At 42.4% G+C, this 21,473-nt stretch carries 18 protein-coding genes and 1 tRNA gene; 11 read left to right on the top strand and 8 right to left on the bottom strand.

The features are described from left to right. The first annotated feature begins 60 nt into the window (after window positions 1-60). Together nusA and infB are read left to right on the top strand one after the other, a co-directional pair. Complete coding sequence (gene nusA / locus Q0R88_RS17455; RefSeq protein WP_295718532.1) at window positions 61-1,296, top strand: transcription termination factor NusA; 1,236 nt, start codon at window positions 61-63, stop codon at window positions 1,294-1,296. 59 nt (window positions 1,297-1,355) lie between these two features. Then, window positions 1,356-4,460 (top strand): translation initiation factor IF-2, encoded by a 3,105-nt coding sequence (gene infB / locus Q0R88_RS17450; protein WP_295718529.1) that lies wholly within the window; start codon window positions 1,356-1,358, stop codon window positions 4,458-4,460. A gap of 434 nt (window positions 4,461-4,894) precedes the next feature. Here infB and Q0R88_RS17445 read toward each other — a convergent pair whose 3' ends face one another. Continuing rightward, window positions 4,895-5,506 (bottom strand): hypothetical protein, encoded by a 612-nt coding sequence (locus tag Q0R88_RS17445; protein WP_295718526.1) that lies wholly within the window; start codon window positions 5,504-5,506, stop codon window positions 4,895-4,897. 175 nt (window positions 5,507-5,681) lie between these two features. On the opposite strand from Q0R88_RS17445, the gene Q0R88_RS17440 reads away from it, so the two are divergent. The 7 genes from Q0R88_RS17440 to Q0R88_RS17410 all read left to right on the top strand — a co-directional run bounded on the left by Q0R88_RS17440 (window position 5,682) and on the right by Q0R88_RS17410 (window position 15,584). Further along, window positions 5,682-6,428 carry a hypothetical protein gene (locus Q0R88_RS17440; RefSeq protein ID WP_295718524.1) on the top strand — a complete coding sequence of 249 codons (747 nt, stop codon included), beginning with the start codon at window positions 5,682-5,684 and terminating at the stop codon, window positions 6,426-6,428. A 118-nt stretch (window positions 6,429-6,546) separates the two neighbouring features. Further along, a complete protein-coding gene (locus Q0R88_RS17435) occupies window positions 6,547-9,324 on the top strand; it encodes a carboxypeptidase-like regulatory domain-containing protein (RefSeq protein WP_295718521.1) in 2,778 nt (925 codons plus the stop codon). 5 nt (window positions 9,325-9,329) lie between these two features. Next, window positions 9,330-10,496 carry a DUF4249 domain-containing protein gene (locus tag Q0R88_RS17430; protein WP_295718518.1) on the top strand — a complete coding sequence of 389 codons (1,167 nt, stop codon included), beginning with the start codon at window positions 9,330-9,332 and terminating at the stop codon, window positions 10,494-10,496. Beyond that, window positions 10,493-11,653: a DUF4249 domain-containing protein gene (locus Q0R88_RS17425; protein WP_295718515.1), complete on the top strand. Its 1,161-nt coding sequence runs from the start codon at window positions 10,493-10,495 to the stop codon at window positions 11,651-11,653. Before Q0R88_RS17430 ends, Q0R88_RS17425 begins: the two co-directional genes overlap by 4 nt. A gap of 9 nt (window positions 11,654-11,662) precedes the next feature. Then, complete coding sequence (locus tag Q0R88_RS17420; protein WP_295718512.1) at window positions 11,663-12,832, top strand: DUF4249 domain-containing protein; 1,170 nt, start codon at window positions 11,663-11,665, stop codon at window positions 12,830-12,832. 85 nt (window positions 12,833-12,917) lie between these two features. After that, window positions 12,918-15,302: a hypothetical protein gene (locus Q0R88_RS17415; RefSeq protein ID WP_295718509.1), complete on the top strand. Its 2,385-nt coding sequence runs from the start codon at window positions 12,918-12,920 to the stop codon at window positions 15,300-15,302. Window positions 15,303-15,510: 208 nt separating this feature from the next. Further along, window positions 15,511-15,584 (top strand) — tRNA-Asp (locus tag Q0R88_RS17410). Window positions 15,585-15,785: 201 nt separating this feature from the next. Here Q0R88_RS17410 and Q0R88_RS17405 read toward each other — a convergent pair. From Q0R88_RS17405 to Q0R88_RS17375, 7 genes are read right to left on the bottom strand one after another with little or no spacing between them, the layout of a single operon-like run. Then, window positions 15,786-16,067, bottom strand: coding sequence for a hypothetical protein (locus Q0R88_RS17405; RefSeq protein ID WP_295718506.1), 282 nt, complete (start codon window positions 16,065-16,067; stop codon window positions 15,786-15,788). Window positions 16,068-16,122: 55 nt separating this feature from the next. After that, window positions 16,123-17,178 carry an NAD(P)-dependent alcohol dehydrogenase gene (locus tag Q0R88_RS17400; RefSeq protein ID WP_295718503.1) on the bottom strand — a complete coding sequence of 352 codons (1,056 nt, stop codon included), beginning with the start codon at window positions 17,176-17,178 and terminating at the stop codon, window positions 16,123-16,125. Window positions 17,179-17,180: 2 nt separating this feature from the next. Beyond that, window positions 17,181-17,954: a carboxymuconolactone decarboxylase family protein gene (locus Q0R88_RS17395; RefSeq protein ID WP_295718499.1), complete on the bottom strand. Its 774-nt coding sequence runs from the start codon at window positions 17,952-17,954 to the stop codon at window positions 17,181-17,183. A gap of 8 nt (window positions 17,955-17,962) precedes the next feature. Beyond that, window positions 17,963-18,358: a cupin domain-containing protein gene (locus Q0R88_RS17390; RefSeq protein ID WP_295718496.1), complete on the bottom strand. Its 396-nt coding sequence runs from the start codon at window positions 18,356-18,358 to the stop codon at window positions 17,963-17,965. Window positions 18,359-18,384: 26 nt separating this feature from the next. Further along, the gene (locus tag Q0R88_RS17385) at window positions 18,385-18,960 is read right to left on the bottom strand and encodes an NAD(P)H-binding protein (RefSeq protein WP_295718493.1); all 576 of its coding nucleotides are present in this window, start codon (window positions 18,958-18,960) and stop codon (window positions 18,385-18,387) included. Window positions 18,961-18,990: 30 nt separating this feature from the next. Further along, a complete protein-coding gene (locus tag Q0R88_RS17380; protein WP_295718491.1) occupies window positions 18,991-19,830 on the bottom strand; it encodes an SDR family oxidoreductase in 840 nt (279 codons plus the stop codon). Window positions 19,831-19,854: 24 nt separating this feature from the next. Beyond that, window positions 19,855-20,286 (bottom strand): nuclear transport factor 2 family protein, encoded by a 432-nt coding sequence (locus tag Q0R88_RS17375; RefSeq protein WP_295718489.1) that lies wholly within the window; start codon window positions 20,284-20,286, stop codon window positions 19,855-19,857. Between the two features lie 172 nt (window positions 20,287-20,458). On the opposite strand from Q0R88_RS17375, the gene Q0R88_RS17370 reads away from it, so the two are divergent. Continuing rightward, on the top strand, window positions 20,459-20,830 hold the full coding sequence (locus tag Q0R88_RS17370; protein WP_295718487.1) for a hypothetical protein: 372 nt from the start codon (window positions 20,459-20,461) through the stop codon (window positions 20,828-20,830). A 232-nt stretch (window positions 20,831-21,062) separates the two neighbouring features. Then, window positions 21,063-21,341 (top strand): hypothetical protein, encoded by a 279-nt coding sequence (locus Q0R88_RS17365; RefSeq protein ID WP_295718484.1) that lies wholly within the window; start codon window positions 21,063-21,065, stop codon window positions 21,339-21,341. Window positions 21,342-21,473 lie beyond the last annotated feature (132 nt).

The raw sequence follows: 21,473 nt of genomic DNA, 5'->3' as shown, positions 1-21,473 counted from the left end.
AGCGTTATCCCTATTAATCACATAACAGAAACAAAAGTTTTAATATCATTCAAGTAGAAAATGAGCAATATTAATTTAATTGATTCTTTTCAGGAATTTAAAGATTTCAAGAACATTGACCGCCCAACCATGATGAGCGTTTTGGAAGACGTTTTCAGAAGCATGATCAGGAAAAAATACGGCACAGATGAAAATTGCGACGTAATTGTTAACACTGATAATGGTGACTTAGAGATCTGGCGTACCCGTAAGGTTATGGAAGATGGCTTTAGTGAAGATGATGACCTGGAAGTTGAATTAACAGAGGCAAAATTATTTGATGCAGACCTGGAAGTTGGTGATGAGCAAATTGAGCAGATCACGCTGGAAAGCTTTGGCCGTCGTGCTATATTAGCCGCCCGCCAAACACTGGTTTCAAAAATTTTAGAACTGGAAAAAGACGAGATCTTCAAAAAATATAAAGATCGCGTTGGTGAAATTGTTACAGGCGAGGTTTACCAGGTTTGGAAAAAAGAAACCCTGGTACTGGATGATGAAGGCAATGAATTGTTGCTTCCAAAAACAGAACAAATCCCGGCCGACTACTTTAAAAAAGGCGATAGCGTAAAAGCGGTTGTTTATAAGGTAGATATGTTGAACAGCAACCCTAAAATCATTATTTCGCGTACAGCACCAGAGTTTTTACAACGTTTGTTTGAACTTGAAGTACCAGAAATTTTCGACGGATTGATCACCATTAAAAAAATTGTGCGTGAGCCGGGCGAAAGAGCTAAGGTAGCCGTTGAATCATATGATGATCGTATTGATCCGGTTGGTGCCTGTGTGGGTATGAAGGGTTCACGTATACACGGTATCGTTCGTGAATTGAAGAATGAGAATATTGACGTAATTAACTTTACCAACAATATCCAGTTATATATTCAGCGTGCATTATCACCTGCCAAAATCACCTCTATTAAATTAGATGATGAGAAAAAAACAGCAGCTGTATACTTAAAACCTGATCAGGTATCTTTAGCCATTGGTCGTGGCGGACATAATATTAAATTAGCTGGTAAATTAACCGGTTATGAAATTGATGTTTACCGTGAGGCTGACGAACATGATGAGGATGTGGATATTGAAGAATTTACAGATGAAATTGATAGCTGGATAATTGATGAATTTAAACGAATTGGTTTAGATACAGCAAAATCGGTATTGGCTTTAACTGTTGGCGAATTGGTAAAACGTACCGATCTGGAAGAAGAAACGGTAAAAGAAGTGCTATCAATATTGAATGCTGAGTTTGAATAAGCATAATAACCAAAATTAAAATCGTATTTTTGCGATAATTAGCAGAGAAAATATAATAAATGTCAGAAGACAAATCAATAAAATTAATTAAGGCAGTAAAAGAACTCAACATTGGTATGGGTACCATTGTCGATTTTTTGGCTACAAAAGGTTACAAGGTTGACAAGCAACCTATGGCCCAGCTGAATGGCGACATGTACAACGCATTGTTGAAGGAGTTTGCTGTGGACAAAAGCATTAAAGAGGAAGCTAAGCAGATCAGTATCGGAAAGATACGGAAAGAAGATCCTGCGCCGTTCCCGGAAAAGCCAGTCGAAAACCGCCGTTCAAGGGATTTTGAGAACGAAGAAATATTGATCAAAAACACCGGTCAGTACACTTCACCGCAAACAGAAAAACCAAAACCGGTTGAGCCTGTTGCACACGAAAAAACCGAGGATCGTAGCGATGTATTGCCAGGTGTTAAGGTAGTTGGGAAAATTGACCTTAATAACTTAAATGCGAAGCCACAACCTGTTGCTGAAAAACCAGCGATTGTTGAGCCCAAAGTAGAGGCTCCGAAGCCAGAAGTAGTAGCTCCGGAACCGAAACCTGAGCCAAAAGTTGAGGCCCCAAAAGAAATAGTAGCGGAAGCTCCTGTTGTAGAAGCTCCGAAACCGGTTGTTGCCGAAACCCCTAAGGTTGAAGCTCCAAAGGTAGAGACTCCGGTAGTTGAAACGCCAAAGGCAGAGACCCCAAAGGTTGAAGAGCCTAAAGCTCCGGTTGTACAGGCTCCTGTTACTCCGGCAGTGGTTGTACCAGCCCCGGTTGCAGAAAAACCAGCCGAAGCTCCTGTTGTTGATACTGAGGATGAAGTTATTAGGGCAAAAGCCGAAAGACTTACCGGCCCTAACATTATTGGTAAAATACAGTTACCTGTTAGTGCGCCGAAGCGTAATCCTATAGCATCATCATCAAACGCCAACAGCGCTGATCATAAACGCAAAAGAAAACGTAAAGATAACCAGGGAAATCCACAGCAAGGTGGCGGTGGTAATCATCCTCCGCATAACCAGCAAGGTGGCGGCGGCGGTAACCATCCTCCGCACACACCGTCAGGTGGTGGAACTATTAATCCAAATCGTCCTGATTTCAGGAACAGGACTAATGGTGCACCTGGAAATGGCGGCCCAAGCCAAGGTGGCGGCAATCGTCCTGATTTCAGGAATAACCGTAATGCACCTCAAAGCACAGGCCCTAAAGAAGAACCATCTGAAAAAGATATACAGGACCAGATTAAAGCAACACTTGCCCGCTTAAGTGGTGCAGGAAAATCAGGAAAATTTGCACAACGGGCTAAGTTCCGTCGTCAAAAACGTGATGGTGTTGCCGCTACTGCCGAAGAATTGGCAATGGAGCAGGAACTGCAATCCAAAGTACTGAAGGTTACCGAGTTTGTTACAGCGAATGAGCTGGCCAGCATGATGGATGTATCTGTAACACAGATCATCTCCACTTGTATGAGCCTGGGCATGTTCGTATCTATCAACCAAAGGCTTGATGCAGAAACATTAACCATTGTGGCTGATGAATTTGGTTACCAGGTTGAGTTTGTTAAACCACAGGATGAAGAGGCCAACCTTGATCAGCCTGATGATCCGGCAGACCTGGTTGCACGTGCGCCAATCGTTACCATCATGGGTCACGTCGATCACGGTAAAACATCATTGCTTGATTTTATCCGCAAAACAAACGTTATAGGTGGCGAAGCCGGGGGTATTACCCAGCACATTGGTGCCTATGAAGTAACATTGCCTGATAATAAAGGAAAAATAACATTCCTGGATACACCGGGTCACGAGGCGTTTACCGCCATGCGTGCAAGGGGTGCACAGGTTACAGATATTGTAATTATAGTAATTGCCGCTGATGATAGCGTGATGCCGCAAACCCGCGAGGCCATAAACCACGCGCAGGCTGCAGGAGCTCCAATCATCTTCGCTTTCAATAAAATTGACAGGCCAGGTGCCAATGCGGATAAGATCCGTGAGCAACTATCGGCTATGAACATTTTGGTTGAAGAGTGGGGTGGTAAATACCAATCGCAGGAAATATCGGCTAAAACCGGTTTAAATGTTGACTTGTTATTAGAGAAAGTATTACTTGAAGCAGAGATATTAGAACTTAAAGCCAACCCTAATAAACGTGCTGTAGGTACGGTTATTGAAGCAGCTTTAGATAAAGGTCGTGGTATTGTTACCACTATCCTGGTACAGGCCGGACGTTTAAAAGTGGGCGATCCAATTTTAGCGGGTTGCTACAGCGGGCGTGTTAAGGCATTAACTAATGAGCGCGGCCAAAGAGTTGAATCTGCAGGGCCATCAACACCAGTACAGGTGTTGGGTATGCAAGGTGCACCAACGGCGGGTGATAAGTTTAACGTATTGGAAAATGAAGTTGAGGCACGTGAAATTGCCAACAAACGTTTACAATTACAACGCGAACAAGGTTTACGTACACAGAAACATATTACACTTGATGAAATCGGCCGTCGTTTGGCAGTTGGTAACTTTAAGGAACTTAATATTATTGTTAAGGGTGATGTGGATGGATCAATAGAAGCGTTATCAGATTCATTACTGAAACTTTCTACCGAGCAGATACAGGTTAACATCATATCAAAAGCTGTAGGTCAGATCTCCGAATCAGACGTATTGCTGGCTTCTGCATCTGATGCCATCATTATAGGTTTCCAGGTTCGTCCGTCAGGAAGTGCCCGTAAACTTGCCGAGGCAGAGCAGATTGATATCAGGCTTTACTCTATCATCTACGATGCTATCAATGAGATAAAAGCGGCGATGGAAGGTATGCTTGCACCAACATTTGAAGAGAAAATTGTGGCTAACGTTGAGATACGTGAAACCTTCAAGATTAGCAAGGTTGGTACAATTGCAGGTTGTATGGTGTTGGATGGTAAAATTAACCGTAACAGCAAAATACGTATAGTACGTGATGGTGTAGTAATTTACACTGGCGAACTTGCTTCACTGAAACGCTTTAAAGATGACGTGAAAGAAGTATTAACCGGTTACGAGTGCGGTTTAAATATCCACAACTTTAATAATATTGAAGTAGGTGACATTGTTGAAGCTTATGAAAATGTAGAAGTTAAACGTAAGTTGTAATACAATACTTACTCATAAATACAAAGGCCGGTCTTCAACAGATCGGCCTTTTTTTGTACCATTGGGTAGCCATTCAGGCATAGCGGCGTAATTTCCCAAGCCCCGGCACCAGGGAAGTCGCTTTTAAAAAGGAGGCGCCTACGGGGCAAAGACAATCACATCTGTCCTAAAATGCGGATTATTTAGGCTAAAGCCATCCTTGTATATCCTTTCTATCCGTTGGGTGAAACCAACGGCAATGAAGAATTGAAGGCAAACAGTCGTTTAATTCATTGCCGTCCCATTTATGGGACGGATAAATAAAGAGCCTCGGTGGCTTTAGCCAAATAATAGCCATGTTAACAACCTTGTGTACATACAGTAGAGCTCGGCACAAGGCAACGGCCGTTTCTACCGGCCCATTGCGTAATTACAATGCTAAACAATCTGCACGCCTACTCTTGCAGCAACCCTTCTACCAGGGCTTTCCACTGCGGGCCTGACAGCCCTTCCCGCGCGGTAAGGGCGATGACGGTATTTCTGACAGTATCATAAATATTAGTATCCTTATTATTAATTACTTCGTTACGCCCATGCACAGCAGCGCTAACGTGGTTCAAGTACCGCTCAACAATAAAAGTGTTAGTTGCACCATGATCATAAAAATTGGCGACTGCCTGTCCTGGTTTCCTGGGGTTCACCACAGGCCTTACGGTAATGGTTATAAACTCGCTTTCGGCTTCTGCATTTTCAACCTCCTGTATATCTTCAATCATAACCCAATCGAGGCCGCCCCCCGCTATAGAGCCCGGCGCAGGTAAATCAACATAAAAATGATCTCCTTTCTCTGCCATCCGGTATAATTCATTCCCCTGTGCATCTGTAAGCGAAAATTTTGATGAACCTGGTCCGCAGAGCTGATGCCAGTTGGATATATCCTTTAAACGGCTTTTAGCCAGTAAAAAAAGGGCATGGGCCTGTTGCCGGGTTTTCAAATCAGCAAAGTGGATAAAATCGGTTATTCCGCCATCGCGCTGTTCAGGAATACCTTCGTATGCATCGTCCATTTCTATAAAATATAAATATTTAACATGCAGTGTTACAAAGGGTTTTAGGCTTGCGTAATATTATTAAGCGCTCATTTCGTGTAACATAATTAATACATTAAATATTAGATGGGTTTTCCATTCAATATTTGATTATTAATAAAAGTAATGTACATTTCATCTTTATAAAACCTAAATGATAAATAAACCACTCCTGTGCTTTTTTATCGTCTGCCTTTTTTTAAGTGACCGTGCCCTAAGCCAAACGGTGACCGACGATAGTACTATGCAAAAAATTGCGGTAGGCCACTTAGTTAGCACTTACAATTCCTCCATAGGGCAAATGTCTCGCCTGTACAACGGACCTGAATATGAGTTTTACGATCCATATATAAAAAGCAATGCCTTTTTTTTGGATATAAATGCATTCAGGCCCGGCTCGGTTAATTACGATGGCATATTTTACCCAAACATAGCCATGATGTATGATTTGAACAAAGACAAAGTTGTTGTATTGCTATATAACGGATTTTCTAAATATAGCTTGTTGAATTCAAGAGTACAAAGCTTTGATCTTCTTGCACATCATTTTGTATATGTGGCTCCGGATTCGCTAAACAAAGCGGCATCAATAGATACAGGATTTTACGATGAGGTATACAGGGGCAACCTCCAGGTTTTAACCAGGTGGTCAAAAAGTATTCAATCCATCTCTACACAAACAACGCTCGAAACTTTTTTTACTGCCGCCTCCAAAAATTATTTTCTTAAAAAAGGCAATAACTATTACAGCATAAGCGGGCAAAGCTCTTTCCTGAAAATATTAAAGGATAAGAAAAAAGAACTGCAGCAATACATCAAGGCTAATAAAATTAAGTTTAGAGATAATCCTGAATTGGCCATGCGTATGATAGCTGCAGAATACGATCAGCTGGTTAGATAAAGTTACGCGGTGTTATAAATAAAGTATAATCAAGATCTAAAGTCTTTTTTATGGTTTGATATTCCATGCATAAACCTTAAGGGGTATAGTAGTATAGTGTGAACATTAAAATATACTGATGAAAAAAATTTACTTTTTAAGTTTTTGCTTTTTGATCCTGCTAAAAGTGGGATATTCTCAACAAACAACGGTACAAACTATAAGTGTAAACTTTCAACAGGCCACTATTGAGCAGTTTGTTACCGAGCTTGAGGCAAAAACCGGATATCACTTTTATTATGAGCCAGCAAAATTTGATAGTTTAAAGATAACTGTACAGTTAGATAACAAATCTATGGAAACCGTGCTTGACGCGGCTTTTAAAAACACTGCTTTTCATTACGCTATCAGCACTAATCACGAGGTTTTTCTTACAAAAGGACGCGAAATACAACTATCGCTCGCCGCCGGCTTTTTTGGGATTAAAACTGGGGCAGAAACCCAAAAAAACAATGTTGTTACGCAGGTTAAAGAGTTTGCTGATACAAAAGACAAGGTTGTTCCTGAAGCAACTACAGAAAACAAGCTGTATGAAATTGGCACCAAAACAAACACAATTGGTGCCGGAAATGCCACCTTATCGGGCTATGTTCGTGACGGAAAATCGGGCGAAGCCGTAGTAGGCGCAAGCATTTATGTTACCAATACCAAAACTGGCGTAGCCTCAGATCAGTTTGGATATTTTACCCTTTCGTTGCCAAAAGGAAGGCAAATTTTAAGTGTAAGGGGGTTAGGCATGCGCGACACACGCCGCCAGATTGTACTTTATTCGGATGGTAAAATGATCATCGAAATGAAGGAACAGGTGACCAGCTTAAAAGAGGTAAAAATATCGGCCGAGAAGGTAGCCAACGTTCGTAATGTGCAATTAGGCGTTAACCGGCTCGATATCAAAAGCATTAAACAAGTGCCCACCGTTTTTGGTGAAGCAGATGTATTACGGGTGGTGCTAACTCTCCCCGGCGTACAATCAGTGGGCGAAGCTACCACAGGCTTTAATGTCCGTGGCGGTTCGGCAGATCAGAACCTTATTTTAATGAATGATGCTACCATTTATAATCCATCACATTTCTTTGGTTTCTTCTCCTCATTTAACCCCGATATAGTAAAAGATATAGAGTTATATAAAAGCAGCATCCCCGAAAAATTTGGCGGGCGCTTATCATCGGTACTCGATGTTACCAACCGCGAGGGTAATAAAAAGAAGTTTACAGGATCGGCAGGTATTGGTTTAATTACTAGCAGGCTTAATGTTGAAGGGCCTATTTTTAAGGATAGGACCTCGTTTTCATTTGGTGGCCGCACCACCTATTCCGATTGGTTACTGAAGCTATTACCAGAAGCATATAAGCACAGCCAGGCCTCATTTTATGATTTAAACCTTGATATAAGTCACCAGATAGATGATAAAAACAATATCTATGTATCCACTTACCTAAGCAAGGATAAATTTAAATTAAACAGCGATACTTCCTATGGTTACAGCAACAGGAACGCCAACATTAAATGGAAGCACAATTTTAACGATAAGCTATTTAGTGTTATAGGTGCAGGTATTGATAGGTACCAATATAACATAGCCAGCTTTGATAACCCTGTAAATGCATATAAACTCAACTTTGATATCAATCAAACTAATTTCAAGGCCGATTTTACCTATTATCTAAATCGTAAAAACACGGTTAATTTTGGATTGAGCTCTATCTTTTATAAACTGCATCCGGGTAATTACCAGCCCAATAATCCCAAATCACTGGTGGCGCCGGATGTGATCCCAACGCAGCGCGCCCTGGAGAGTGCATTGTATGTTGGCGATAAATATGACTTTACCGAAGATTTTTCCGTAAGTGGCGGCGTACGCTATTCTTTATATAGTTTCCTTGGGCCACAAACGGTATACAATTATGCGCCAAATTTACCTAAAACAAGTTCAAACTTGCTGGATAGCACCAACTATAGCAGCGGCAAGTTCATTAAAACATATTCAGGGCCCGAGATCAGGCTTTCGGGCCGGTACCAGTTAGGAGATAATACATCGTTAAAAGGAGGGTACAACACACTAAGGCAATACATTCATTTACTATCCAATACCACCGCTATTGCGCCAACCGATGTATGGCAACTGAGCGATCCTAATATCAAACCACAATATGGCGACCAGGTATCGCTGGGGATATACCGTAACCTAAAATCAAACACGATCGAAACCTCGGTAGAGGTTTATTATAAACGGTTAAGAGATTACCTTGATTACCGCAGCGGCGCCAACCTGGTACTTAATCATCATATAGAAAACGATGTACTGGCTACCCAGGGCAAAGCGTATGGTATTGAGTTTTTGATTAAAAAAACCACAGGTAAAGCAAATGGCTGGATAAGCTATACCTACTCCCGTACATTTTTAAGGCAAACTGATCCTAATGAGGGTGAACTAATTAATAGCGGACTTTATTATCCTGCCAATTTTGATAAACCACATGATTTTAATTTCATAGGCAACTACCGGTTTTCGCACAGGTTTAGCATATCATTAAATGTTACCTATAGTACAGGCAGGCCAATAACATTGCCGGTTGCCAAGTATGAGTATGGCGGATCGGAGCGCGTATACTATTCAGACCGTAATCAATATCGAATCCCGGATTACTTCCGGTCGGATTTTTCAATGAATATCGAAGGCAATCATAAGGTGCACCAATTAACGCATAACTCGTTCACCATAGGCGTTTATAACCTTACCGGGAGGCAAAATGCCTACTCAACCTATTTTACCGAGCAAAGCGGCGTAATAAGTGGCTATAAGCTTTCGATATTTGCAAAGCCAATTCCGTTCATCAATTACAATATCAGGTTTTAACGGGTATGAACAAAAGGGGTAATTATATGGTTTTTTTAGCATTGCTCACCGCAATAGTGGCCTGCCGTAAACCTTATACTCCTAAAGCAATACTGGCTCCCGGCAGTTACCTGGTGGTTGAGGGAGTTATTAACAGTGGTGCCGATTCAACAATTATAACTTTAAGCAAAACGATAAACATTGCAACCAAAGACTCGTCGGCTTTTGAAACAAATGCACAGGTAACCGTTGAAAATGAAGGCGGCACAAGCTATCCGTTACAGGAGTTCAAAGCCGGGCACTATCTCGCCATCGCCCTAAATCTCGACAAAACAAAAAAATACCGCCTGCATATCAAAACGGCTGGTTCTAATGAATATGCATCTGATTATGTCGCTGTAAAGCCAACGCCACCTATTGACAGCATTACCTATAGAATAACAGACAAAGGTTTGCAGGTTAATGTTAATACCCATAACCCGGCCAATAGTACACGATATTACCGCTGGGCGTATGAAGAGGCCTGGCAATTTCACGCACAACGCAACTCGGAATCAATAGTTAAAGGAACAGATATTGTACCAAGAAAACCCGAAGAACAGATCTATTATTGCTTTGCAGGCGATAAATCAAGCAATATAGTTTTAGGTTCAACAGAAAAATTACAGCAGGATATTATTTCACAAATCCCGATTACAATTATTTCGCCCCGGTCAGAAAAATTACAAATAAAATATAGCATCCTCCTTAAACAGTACGCCGTAACAAAAGAGGAATATCAATTTTGGGAAAACATTAAAAAAAATACCGAGCAACTTGGCAGCATCTTCGATGCGCAGCCATCGCAATTAAAAGGGAACATACATGGCATTACCAACCCTGCAGAGCCGGTTATTGGCTATATAGGCGTAACCAACACACAAACTAAAAGGATATTTATTACAAACAACCGTTTTCCGGATAATTACTACCCCGTTTATGCCGATGAATGTGAAGTAATCAGCGCTTTCTTTATAAATGCCCTTACGGGGGCAAATGACGTTGACTTTTTCATATTTAGACTGGGCTATATCCCGGTATCGCCAATAATTAGTCCGCGGGGTGTAACCATAGGTTATAAGGCAGCGCCAATTGAATGCGTTGATTGCAGACTAAGAGGCCACATTGATGCACCAGATTTTTGGGAATTATGATAGAGAATAAATATATATGGTTTTTTATATTACTGGGCTGCGTTATTACCGGTTGCCGAAAACCGTATACTCCACCAGCCATAGTTGCACCGGGCAGCTACCTTGTGGTTGAGGGAGTTATAAATAGTGGCGCAGACTCAACCATTATTACTTTAAGCAAAACGGTAAACCTTTCACAAAATCCGTCCTCGGCTTTGGTGTCAGGTGCACAGGTACATGTTGAGGCCGAAGGAGGAGCAAGTTATCCCTTAGCGGAGTTTAATACAGGGCGTTATGTAGCGGTTTCCTTAAATCTGGATAACTCAAAAAAATATCGCCTCCACATTAAAGCGATAGGGAATGAATATGTGTCTGATTATGTAGCTGTAAAACCAACGCCACCTATTGATAGCATTGGTTATAAAATTACCAGCAAGGGTTTGCAAATTAATTCAAACACCCATGATCCCAGTAACAATACCCGCTATTACCGCTGGGCTTATGAAGAAACGTGGCGCTTTCATTCCCAATTCAATTCGGGGCTGATAGTTAGGGACGGAAAGATAGTATACAGAAATAATGATGAGATGATCTATTATTGTTATGCCGGCGACAGATCAAGCAATATTGTTTTGGCGTCATCGGCAAAATTGAGGCAAGATGTAATATCAGATAACCCCATAATTTTAATCCCTCCAACTTCAGAAAAACTGGAAATACGATACAGCATCCTCCTAAAACAATATGCGCTCACAAAAGAAGAATATGCTTTTTGGGAAAATATGAGGAAAAATACAGAACAGCTGGGAAGTATATTTGATCCGCAACCATCAGAAATTAACGGGAATATTCATAATGTTACCAACCCTGCCGAACCGGTTATTGGTTATGTAAGTGTAACTAATGTACAAACCAAGAGGATATTTATATCAAATAGTGTTTTCCCTTATGAATGGCGACCCGAGTATAATGGTTCCTGCCAAATTGATTCGGCTTTTTTTACAAACCTACACACAGGATCAAATGATGTGGAGAACCGAATTATTGAAGGTACGCTAATACCAATTTCAACCATAAGCCCGGATGGATTTCACATTATTGGATATACGGCATCAAGTGTTGAATGTACTGATTGCAGAGTGAGAGGGAGAATAGAGGCCCCCGTTTTTTGGAAATAATTTATTAAAATGATGAAGCCTAAATATATGTTGTATTTGCTGGTGCTGGGCGTCATGATCACCACGTGCAAAAAACCTTATAACCCAACGGTTATCGCCAGTAACAATAATTACCTTGTTGTTGAGGGTGTAATAAACGCGGGCAGCGACCCTACAGTTATCAGCCTGAGCCAGACAGTTAATTTAAGCAATGGCGTACAAACTTCTGCGTTGAATGATTATGCGGTTGCCATACAGGATGAGGCAGGTAATTCAATAGCGTTAATTTCACAAGGCAATGGCAAATATACTTCCGGGAGCGGGTTGAATCTTAATCAATCAAAAAAATACAGGCTACATATAGCTCACAATGAAAAAGAATACGCATCCGATTATATCGAGGTAAGAAAAACACCACCTATTGATAGCGTTGGTTTTGTACCCAAGGGGAGCAACCTTAATTTATACGTTAGCACTCATGATGCCACTAATAGTACCCGCTACTACCGTTGGGATTTTGAAGAAACATGGAAGTTTCATTCCCGGTATGAATCCGGCTTTCTGGTTGATCCGGTTACCAAATCAATAAGAGCCCGCAAAGAAAGTGAAGCATCATACTATTGCTATACAAATGATTTATCAAGTAACATCCTGATAAGTTCATCGGCCAAACTGGTGTCCGACGTCATATTTCAGGCTCCCTTAACAACTATTCCATCCACATCAGAGAAAATATCGGTTAGGTATTCTGTTTTGGTAAAGCAATACGCTTTAACCAAGGAGGCATATGCGTTTTGGGAAAACATCAAAAAAAACACCGAACAACTTGGAAGTATATTTGATGCCCAGCCTTCGCAGCTGCAGGGTAATATTCATAGCGTAACTAATGCTGCAGAGCCGGTAATTGGCTACATCAGCATTACTAACGTGCAGCAAAAACGAATCTTTGTTGATAACAGTCAATTACCGATAAACTGGTTTCCTGTATACCCATATAACTGCGAGATTGATTCGGCACTTATTTACAATCCTAAAAGCATGCTGCATGAGGTACAAGGCAGCATTATTGATGGAGGTGGAATTCCTATTGCACCAATAATGGACCAGGGTTTTGTGATAGGATATATTTTTTCGACACTGGAATGTACAGATTGCAGGATACGGGGACTATCACAGCCACCAGCATTCTGGAAACCATAAACAAAGTTATGCTATTTAAAAAATTTACAGTGAGTACTATGAAATATCACTTACATGAAAACTTTAAACAAACCAGTTTTTGGCTATGAAAAATTTTAAGGAAACTGCTAAAATTACAGCCTTATCAATTGGGATACTGCTGCTTTGGCAAACAACTTGCTTTGCGCAGGCGATAAATCAGATCAGGAACAGCTTTAACCAATACCAGCAGGCAACAGTACAGGAAAAAGTTTTTGTACATACGGATAAAAGCACCTACCTGCCCGGCGAAATTATATGGTTTAAGATTTATGCCGTTGACGCTGCCCTACACAAGCCATTTAGCCTAAGCAAGGTAGTTTATGTTGATGTGATAGATAACGGCCACAGCACTGTTGTACAGGCTAAAATTGCCATGAAAAATGGCGCAGGCAGTGGATCATTATATATTCCGGTATCTGTAAGCAACGGCAATTACAAATTGAGGGCCTATACCAATTGGATGAAAAACTTCAGTCCAGATTATTATTTCGAAAAAAGCATCACTATCGTAAACCCCTTAAAATCGCCCGATGCACTGGCAAAGGAAATTGCCCCTGCTTATGACGTTCAATTTTTTCCGGAAGGTGGCAACCTTGTGACCGGCTTAACCAGCAAAGTAGCCTTCAAAGTTACCACACCTAATGGAGAGGGTCTTGCCATGTACCGCGGAGCCCTAATTGACCAGCATAATGATACCGTAGTCCGTTTCCAGCCGTTAAAATTTGGTATGGGTAATTTTACGTTTACGCCCGTTGCCAATAATACCTATAAAGCAATCATTAAAACCGGCTCAGGCATTTCCGTTGTTAAGGAACTACCTGAAATTAACAGCCGGGGCTATGTGATGCAATTAAAAGATAACGGACCAAGCCTGGAGGTTACCGTAAATAGCAATGCTACAGGTGGCGAGGTATTCCTTTTTGCGCATACCAGGCAATTGGTTAAAGCTGCAGCAAGTACTTCATTTAACTCCGGAGTGGCCAGCTTTACAATTGACAAAAGTAAACTGGGCGATGGCGTATCTCATATTACCATTTTCAACAGTGCCCAACAACCAGTTTGTGAAAGGCTTTATTTTAAACGCCCCAAACAACAGCTACTTATAGATGCCGCTGCCGATCAGCCTCAATACTCCACCCGTAAAAAAGTAACTATTAATGTAGCGGCAAAAAGATTATCAGGGGCGGCAATGCAAACAAACATGTCACTGTCTGTCTATCGTGTCGATTCACTACAGCATATAGATGCCGATGATATATTTAGCTACCTATGGTTACAATCAGACCTTCGGGGGGCCATTGAATCCGCCGCTTATTACTTTAAAAATACCAATACAGAAGCCGATGCAGCTATGGATAACCTGATGCTTTCGCAAGGCTGGCGAAGGTTTGTTTGGAGCAGTGTATTAGCGAATACTCCCCCTGCATTCTCTTTTTTACCCGAGTATGATGACCACCTTGTAACCGCAAAAATAGTAAGCACCATAACAGGCACCCCCGCAAAGGAGGTGGTAGCTTATTTAAGTGTGCCGGGTAAAAGGGTACAATTATACGTTTCAAAAAGCGATTCGTTAGGTAGACTGGTATTCAATACAAAACAATTATATGGCCCTGGCGAAGTTGTAGCCCAAACAAACTCAGAAAGGGATTCTACTTTTCGGATAGATGTGTTAAGCCCTTTCTCTGAACAGTATGCCAAATTTAACTGGCCAAAGTATAGTTTACTGCCAAACGCGCAAAAAGCTTTAGAAGAGCATAGCCTTGCTATGCAAGTACAAAATGTATATGCAAATAATGAAATTAAGCGATTTTATGATCCGGGTGTTGATAGCGCGGGCTTTTATGCGCGCCCCTATAAAACCTATCTCTTAGATAATTATACCCGCTTTACCACTATGGAAGAAGTGCTGCGCGAGTATATAAGAGAGGTTAACGTAGTACGTTCTCAACGCCGTTACCATATCAAGGTATTGAATGAAAAAGGCTTTTTAGAAGGCGATCCATTGGTAATGCTTGATGACGTACCGGTATTTAACATTGATAAGGTAATAGCTATCGACCCCTTAAAAGTGCGTAAACTGGAAGTTATAAGAGAAAGATATTTTTATGGACCATCAGTATCTGAAGGTGTATTGAGCTACACCACTTACAAAGGCGACCTTGGCGGTGTTGAAATGGATCCGCATGCTGTAGTGCTTGATTACGAAGGAATGCAGTTAAAGCGTGAATTTTATTCGCCGGTTTATAATACCGAAAAGACTGAGAAAAGCCGGGTGCCTGATTTTAGGAGTCTTTTGTTTTGGTCGCCGGATGTTTACACAAACCAGGGCGGAAAAGGCGTTGTATCGTTTTATACCTCCGATCAAAAAGGCAAATATGTAGGGTCGATACAGGGAATAAATGATAATGGGGAGGCGGCAAGCCAATATTTTAGCTTTGAAGTAAAATAAAAAAATATTTTTTTCAAATAATTCAGAAACTGTAACGGTTACAAATTGAGTCTTGTTTGTTTTGATATAGAGGATATTACATCAGTGATAAAGAATGAACAGGCGCCGTTTTGCTGCGATAAGCAGCATACAAAAACAGCCAAAATCACTTTTTTTGAAAAAAGGACTTGTGTAATATAAAATGGTGTGTATATTTGCACACCCAAACGGAGTGGTAGTTCAGCTGGTTAGAATACATGCCTGTCACGCATGGGGTCGCGGGTTCGAATCCCGTCCATTCCGCTGAAAACAAAAAGCCTTACTGAAAAGTGAGGCTCTTTGCGTTTAAGCCTTTTTGAGCGGATTCTGCAAAAGGGGATCAAGTGGGATTCTTGGGGAATAGTTTTCTAAGTATAGATTTTAGGGATCAGCCCTGCCAAAAGAAAAAGAATTAATTCTGATTTTTCCATGTAATTAACCTGTGTCATATTAATGAACACGAGGTTACCTCCATTGTAACCATAAGCGCGGGTTGTTAACGATCTCATCAATCTTTCCAAAATGACTTATTGCTCTTGCTAAAGCATCACCTTTATTTACCGCCTTGTTCCTGATCAGAATTTGAAGTAATTGCTCTGACGGATAATCGTTGAGCCAATCTTCTGCATTGCCTTGAAGGGTTAGCGTTACCGCTACACAATACCCCTCTTCTAAAAGTTGCCTCACAAGCTTTAATCGCCACCCCTTAGAAGTGCCAGGAACGAACCATACTTTTTTAGCTGTCATAATACTATTTAGTTACGATGAATCCTGCTTGTATTGTAACCGTGCCTGTTCTCTGTTAATTACCAAGCGAGGCCATATCGATCACGAAGCGGTATTTAACATCGCCTTTCTCCAGGCGTTTAAATGCTTCGTTCACGTATTGAATGTCGATGATCTCTGACTGGGCCGTGATGTTGTGCCTGAAGCAGAAATCGAGCATTTCCTGGGTCTCGGCGATGCCGCCGATATTGGAACCGGCAAAGCTGCGGTTACCGACGATCACCCCGAATGCACTTATTTCCAGCGGTTCCGGCGGCAGGCCTACCAATACCACGGCCCCGTCATGGCGCAGTAGGTTGAGATAGGTGTTCACATCATGTTTGGCAGATACCGTATCAATGATGAAATGCAGCTTACGGCTGTATTGCGCCATCTGATCCGCATCGGATGATAACACGGCTTCGTCGGCGCCCAGGCGTTTGGCATCCTCCACTTTCGATGGCGAAGTGGTGAAAACCGTAACATGGGCACCCATAGCTTTGGCTATCTTGATCGCCACGTGTCCTAATCCGCCGATACCCAGTATGCCTACTTTTTTACCCGGCCCGGCTCCCCAATGTTTGAGCGGTGAGTACACGGTGATCCCGGCACACAGCAGTGGCGCAGCAGCAGCCAGGTCCTTGAATTCGGGCATGTGCAGCACATACTTTTCGTTACATACATAGGTTTTTGAAAAGCCACCGAAAGTATGGCCACCTGATACTTTGTCTGGACTGTTGAACGAGAAGGTGACCCCCTCGTCGCAGAACTGCTCTATACCATCATTACAATATTCGCAGTGCCCACAGCTATCTACGATACAGCCCACGGCGGCAAGGTCGCCCGGTTTAAACGCTTTAACATGATCGCCAACAGCGGTAACGCGGCCAACGATCTCATGGCCCGGCACAATAGGGAACATCGTTCCCCCAAAATCATTTTTAATCTGGTGCAGGTCCGAGTGGCAGATGCCGCAGAATAATATTTCCAACTCCACATCATGGGCCCCGATGGCCCTGCGGTTAATGGTCATTTCTTTTAACGGCTGTTCAACGGATGTTATGCCGTATGCTTTTGCTGGTTTGCTTTGCATGATTATTTTTTATTTATGGGTAGAATTTCATTTAAACAATTGATGGCATTCAGCGTACGCGGATAGCCAACAAAAGGCAGTAGCTGTGTCATCAGGTTGATGAGCGTCTGCCGGTCATTGCCAATATTGGCATTGCCCTGGATATGGCCTTTGATCTGTCCTTCGGTACCCCCCAGTGCAATCAAAAAAGCCAGCGTGACCATTTCCCGTATTTGGATGTCCAGCCCTTTACGGGTTACATAATCCCCAAAACAGTTTGCCGATAAATACCGCTGGATATGCAGCAGGTCTTCCGGTGACGCCTTATACATTTCGTCGATCCGATCGCCAAAAATTTGCTTTTGCAATTCCAGACCCTTATCGAAACGTGTCCCAGGCGTTGTGGTTGACTGGCTTTCAAGGGGGAGGCTGATGTTACGCTCCTTAAACAGCTCATTGGTGGCGTAAAGAAAATCGACCACTTTGGCGATGCCGACATAAGGCACCGCCTGGTATACTACTTCTTTTATTTCAACCGGTGTAATGCCAATGTTCAACGCTGCATTGGCAAACATTTTGTATTCCGTCAGCGCCTGGCTACCGATGGTGGAAGCCATGATGAGCAATACCCTTGTTTTCATGTCCATCGCATCATGACCGATCACCTCATCAAAGGCGAAGTTGTCGAACACTTCGATCAGGTCAGGGTCTGTTGGCCCGGCTTTGGAGACATAATCCGGCCATAAGGCTTGGTGGTTTCCGATCGCTGTTTCTGTAATTTTTGCCGATTTTTCCATAATTAAACTTAATGTGAATACTCCTGGTCTGTCGCAGGCTCCAGCCAGGTAACCATTCCTTTTTCTGTATTTATATTGATGGCGATATGTATCATCGGTGCATCAGGTGAGGCCCCGTGCCAATGCTTAACACCAGGAAGGACATTTATCACGCCGCCTGCCGGAACGTGCTGCACCGGTTGTCCCTGTTCCTGGTAATAACAAACACCCTCTTTGACGATCAGTATCTGGTTGGAAGCGTGGGTATGCCAGTTATTGCGGCAGCCTGCCTCAAAATACACGTCGCTAACATTACAGTTAGTGGCAGGATCGGCAGCCACGAATGTTTTTACAAAAGCTTTCCTGCTGAAATAATCCGCCGGGGCCGGTTTAAATCCTTGTTCTTCTAATTCCTGATTTTCCATTTTTAACTATTTGCGTTTTAATGACATTAGTTGGGCTTGCTGATGCCGAGGTTCTCATTTTTATACAAGTCTGGATTTTGAACAACAGAAGCAACAAATGCGGCGATACTTTTCCTCGAAATCGCCGTACCTCCTTCAGGCTCGCCTTTACGGGTAATGGCATAATCCACCTCATCTGCACTAGTAAACCAGTCTGGTCGCAGTATGGTATAATCCAGGCCAGATCCTTCGATCACATCTGCCAGTTTGCGGTAGGGTACTAATATCTGCCTTATCGGCTGCTGGTAAATCCCGATAGAACTGATGGCTACGATCCTTTTTACTCCGCTGTCCAGCATCGCCTTGACGATGTTCTTCGCCATGGCTTCGAGGTTACCTGCGAGATTAACGTAGACGATGTCCTGGCCGGCTACTGCCGTAAGTACGTCCATATATTTCATCGCATCTCCCTCGATAAGGGTACTGCCAGGAACAAGATGCCTGGAAAGCCCGGCCTTGTTCCGCAGGAACAGCGTCAGCTTGACGTTCTGTAGTTGCTGCAGGGTTTCAATCACGTATCGGGCAAGGCTTCCGGTAGCGCCTATAATAAGTACTCTTTTCATTTAAGTCTATTTTTTCAGATCAACTTGCTTTTACCTGGGGGCGAGTTCGCCGTACCAGTAGGCGGCGGTTACACCACCATCCATCAAAAAGTCGCTGCCCGTAATAAATGCGCCGTCCTGACCCATGAGTAAAGCCCCAACATTGCCTACTTCATCAGGAGTTCCGGCTCTTCCTACTGCGGAGATTTCGATCATATGGCGATAACCTTCGCCACGTGGGCCGGTCAGTTCATCTTTAGCCAGCGGTGTAACAATAATGCCGGGGCTGATGGTATTGATGCGGGCACCACGTTTTCCCCATTTGACAGCCTCCGCCATCACGCGTAATGAATTGCCTCTTTTAGATAATTGGTAAGCGTGCAGGGAATCTTTAACCTGATCCAGCTGCAGAAAATCCAGTGACAGCAATTCATCAGCAGGTAGGGTAGCCAGTGCCTTATTTTGTTCGGGCGTCAGTGCAGGCAGGCGATGTCCTGATTGGGAAGCGATCACCACGCCTGATCCGCCATTTTCAATCACCTTGCCAAATTCCTCCAGAATCACTGCGTTACCATACAGGTCGACATGGAGGATGACAGAAGGTGATGCCTGTGACGGCGAAACACCAGCTGCTTGTATCAATCCGTTGACGCTACCAATACCCGTAGCTTTTTCAACGAGTGCCTGGATAGATACGCGGGAAGATATATCAACTGTAGTTGTGCTCACTTCGAAGCCTGCTTCACTGAGCACTTTGGCAGCGGCATCCGCGTTTCCCTGGTGAAGGTCAGCGAGTAATACGTGTTTTCCTGCGCTTACTCTCCGGGCGATGGCCTGGCCGATCGATCCAGCACCGATCACGACAATAACTTTTATTGGATTCGTTTTCATATATATATGTTTTTATAATCCCGTTTAAGGTAATGGATTAGCATGTATCGCCAGGAGTTTCCATGGTTGCTCGCCGTTGCTCCGTGTAAAAACTTCAGTAAATGCCAACAAAAGAACCGACAGATGCCCATTGTTTGTTACCGTAAATTTCCCTTTACCCATTACGAGTCCTGTATTATTGGTTACCGTTGCGGCGTTTTCCTGTATGTCAATCTTATTATGTGAAAATGTTCCGCCTGTAAGCCGCGCCATATATTGAGCTCTCGTCAGACGCCGGCCGCTGGAACTCATTACGGTAAATTTTTCGTGAAATATATTATCCAGCGAATCGGTTTTCAGATCAACCTCCCAGCTGAAAATTTGTTTAGATAACGCGAGCAACTGTCGCTCATCTCGGGTTTGTCCGAAACTTTTTAGGCAGCAAAATAGAAAAAGGGTAATTAAAATAGGTTTCATAAATCGGCTTGGATTTTTCACTTTTTATTTTTTATAACACAAAGGTCTGCAGATAAAACGATCATGATTGTATACAGATTACTGGATTACCTACCAAGATTACAGGTAACCGGGGGGACGCAGATGATCGCCTGATTAAACGGTTAAATTTGAATCAGAAAAGCAAAATGCAATGGAAGAAATTGTGAAAATTGAGAGTGTTGCTCAATACAATAAAATGCGCGGTGTAGAAACACTGCACCCGTTAATCACGGTAGTCGACTTGTCGAAAGCACAACCTATGCCTGCCCAAACATTTAACTTTGGTTTATATGCGATGTATATGAAGGAACTCAATTGCGGCGAGTTGCGTTATGGGCGAAGTCATTATGATTACCAGGAAGGCACGCTGGTATTTATTGCGCCCGGCCAAGTGATGGGCGTTCATCCGAATGTAAAAACCTTTAAAGCAAAAGGATGGGCTTTATTATTTCATCCCGACCTGATTAAAGGAACAGCAATATCCTCTGACCATTCCCAACAAAGCGAATACCCTAAATCCTGATCTTTCTAATATCCTGAATGCTGATAATGACGTAATGAATTTGCTTTTTACTTCCGGTCTGGTGGCGTCAAGTCTGCGCCTTTACCCATAGTTTTAATGGATCATGTAAATTGTATATAACTTGGAAGTTTTAATGAAAAATGCTTTGGCTATCAACTCTTTATCAAAAGATTTGTTATTTGAAAAGGAAATAAAGTCAACATAGTAATGCTAACCCAAAACGGACAAAATCATGAGAATAAAAAACATCAGTAAAAAAATGGAGAGCGCTAAAGCAGTAGGCGCTTACGCTTTGGGCGCCAGGGCAATAGGCGCGGGTGCAACAGGAGCCTTTGCGTTGGGGTGCATTGCGATCGGATCAATCGCGATTGGTGTGTTTTATCTTGGTCGTTTATCTGTTAAAAAGGCCTCGTTTGGCGATATGCGTATTGGTAAGCTAACTATTGAGGACCTGGAAATTATAAACAGCAAAATCAATGTTAACGAATGTACCGATGGAAAAAAAATCTAAATAAGGGGACCGGCAAAAACGTTGAAAATGAAATCTGCCTGAGCCATCTTTAAAACCCAGAAAACATTATAAGATTATTCTTATATCATTATTTTCAACAGTTCTGCGAGTTGATGAAAACAAGACGATGAA

The organism is Mucilaginibacter sp. (assembly GCF_025362475.1).
Taxonomy (GTDB): domain Bacteria; phylum Bacteroidota; class Bacteroidia; order Sphingobacteriales; family Sphingobacteriaceae; genus Mucilaginibacter.
This window is presented reverse-complemented; position numbering and strand designations above follow the sequence as displayed.

Coding starts and splice junctions, on each gene's coding strand:
- nusA (WP_295718532.1), top strand. CDS start 61: ATGAGCAATATTAATTTAATTGATTCTTTTCAGGAATTTAAAGATTTC.
- infB (WP_295718529.1), top strand. CDS start 1,356: ATGTCAGAAGACAAATCAATAAAATTAATTAAGGCAGTAAAAGAACTC.
- Q0R88_RS17445 (WP_295718526.1), bottom strand. CDS start 5,506: ATGGACGATGCATACGAAGGTATTCCTGAACAGCGCGATGGCGGAATA.
- Q0R88_RS17440 (WP_295718524.1), top strand. CDS start 5,682: ATGATAAATAAACCACTCCTGTGCTTTTTTATCGTCTGCCTTTTTTTA.
- Q0R88_RS17435 (WP_295718521.1), top strand. CDS start 6,547: ATGAAAAAAATTTACTTTTTAAGTTTTTGCTTTTTGATCCTGCTAAAA.
- Q0R88_RS17430 (WP_295718518.1), top strand. CDS start 9,330: ATGAACAAAAGGGGTAATTATATGGTTTTTTTAGCATTGCTCACCGCA.
- Q0R88_RS17425 (WP_295718515.1), top strand. CDS start 10,493: ATGATAGAGAATAAATATATATGGTTTTTTATATTACTGGGCTGCGTT.
- Q0R88_RS17420 (WP_295718512.1), top strand. CDS start 11,663: ATGATGAAGCCTAAATATATGTTGTATTTGCTGGTGCTGGGCGTCATG.
- Q0R88_RS17415 (WP_295718509.1), top strand. CDS start 12,918: ATGAAAAATTTTAAGGAAACTGCTAAAATTACAGCCTTATCAATTGGG.
- Q0R88_RS17405 (WP_295718506.1), bottom strand. CDS start 16,067: ATGACAGCTAAAAAAGTATGGTTCGTTCCTGGCACTTCTAAGGGGTGG.
- Q0R88_RS17400 (WP_295718503.1), bottom strand. CDS start 17,178: ATGCAAAGCAAACCAGCAAAAGCATACGGCATAACATCCGTTGAACAG.
- Q0R88_RS17395 (WP_295718499.1), bottom strand. CDS start 17,954: ATGGAAAAATCGGCAAAAATTACAGAAACAGCGATCGGAAACCACCAA.
- Q0R88_RS17390 (WP_295718496.1), bottom strand. CDS start 18,358: ATGGAAAATCAGGAATTAGAAGAACAAGGATTTAAACCGGCCCCGGCG.
- Q0R88_RS17385 (WP_295718493.1), bottom strand. CDS start 18,960: ATGAAAAGAGTACTTATTATAGGCGCTACCGGAAGCCTTGCCCGATAC.
- Q0R88_RS17380 (WP_295718491.1), bottom strand. CDS start 19,830: ATGAAAACGAATCCAATAAAAGTTATTGTCGTGATCGGTGCTGGATCG.
- Q0R88_RS17375 (WP_295718489.1), bottom strand. CDS start 20,286: ATGAAACCTATTTTAATTACCCTTTTTCTATTTTGCTGCCTAAAAAGT.
- Q0R88_RS17370 (WP_295718487.1), top strand. CDS start 20,459: ATGGAAGAAATTGTGAAAATTGAGAGTGTTGCTCAATACAATAAAATG.
- Q0R88_RS17365 (WP_295718484.1), top strand. CDS start 21,063: ATGAGAATAAAAAACATCAGTAAAAAAATGGAGAGCGCTAAAGCAGTA.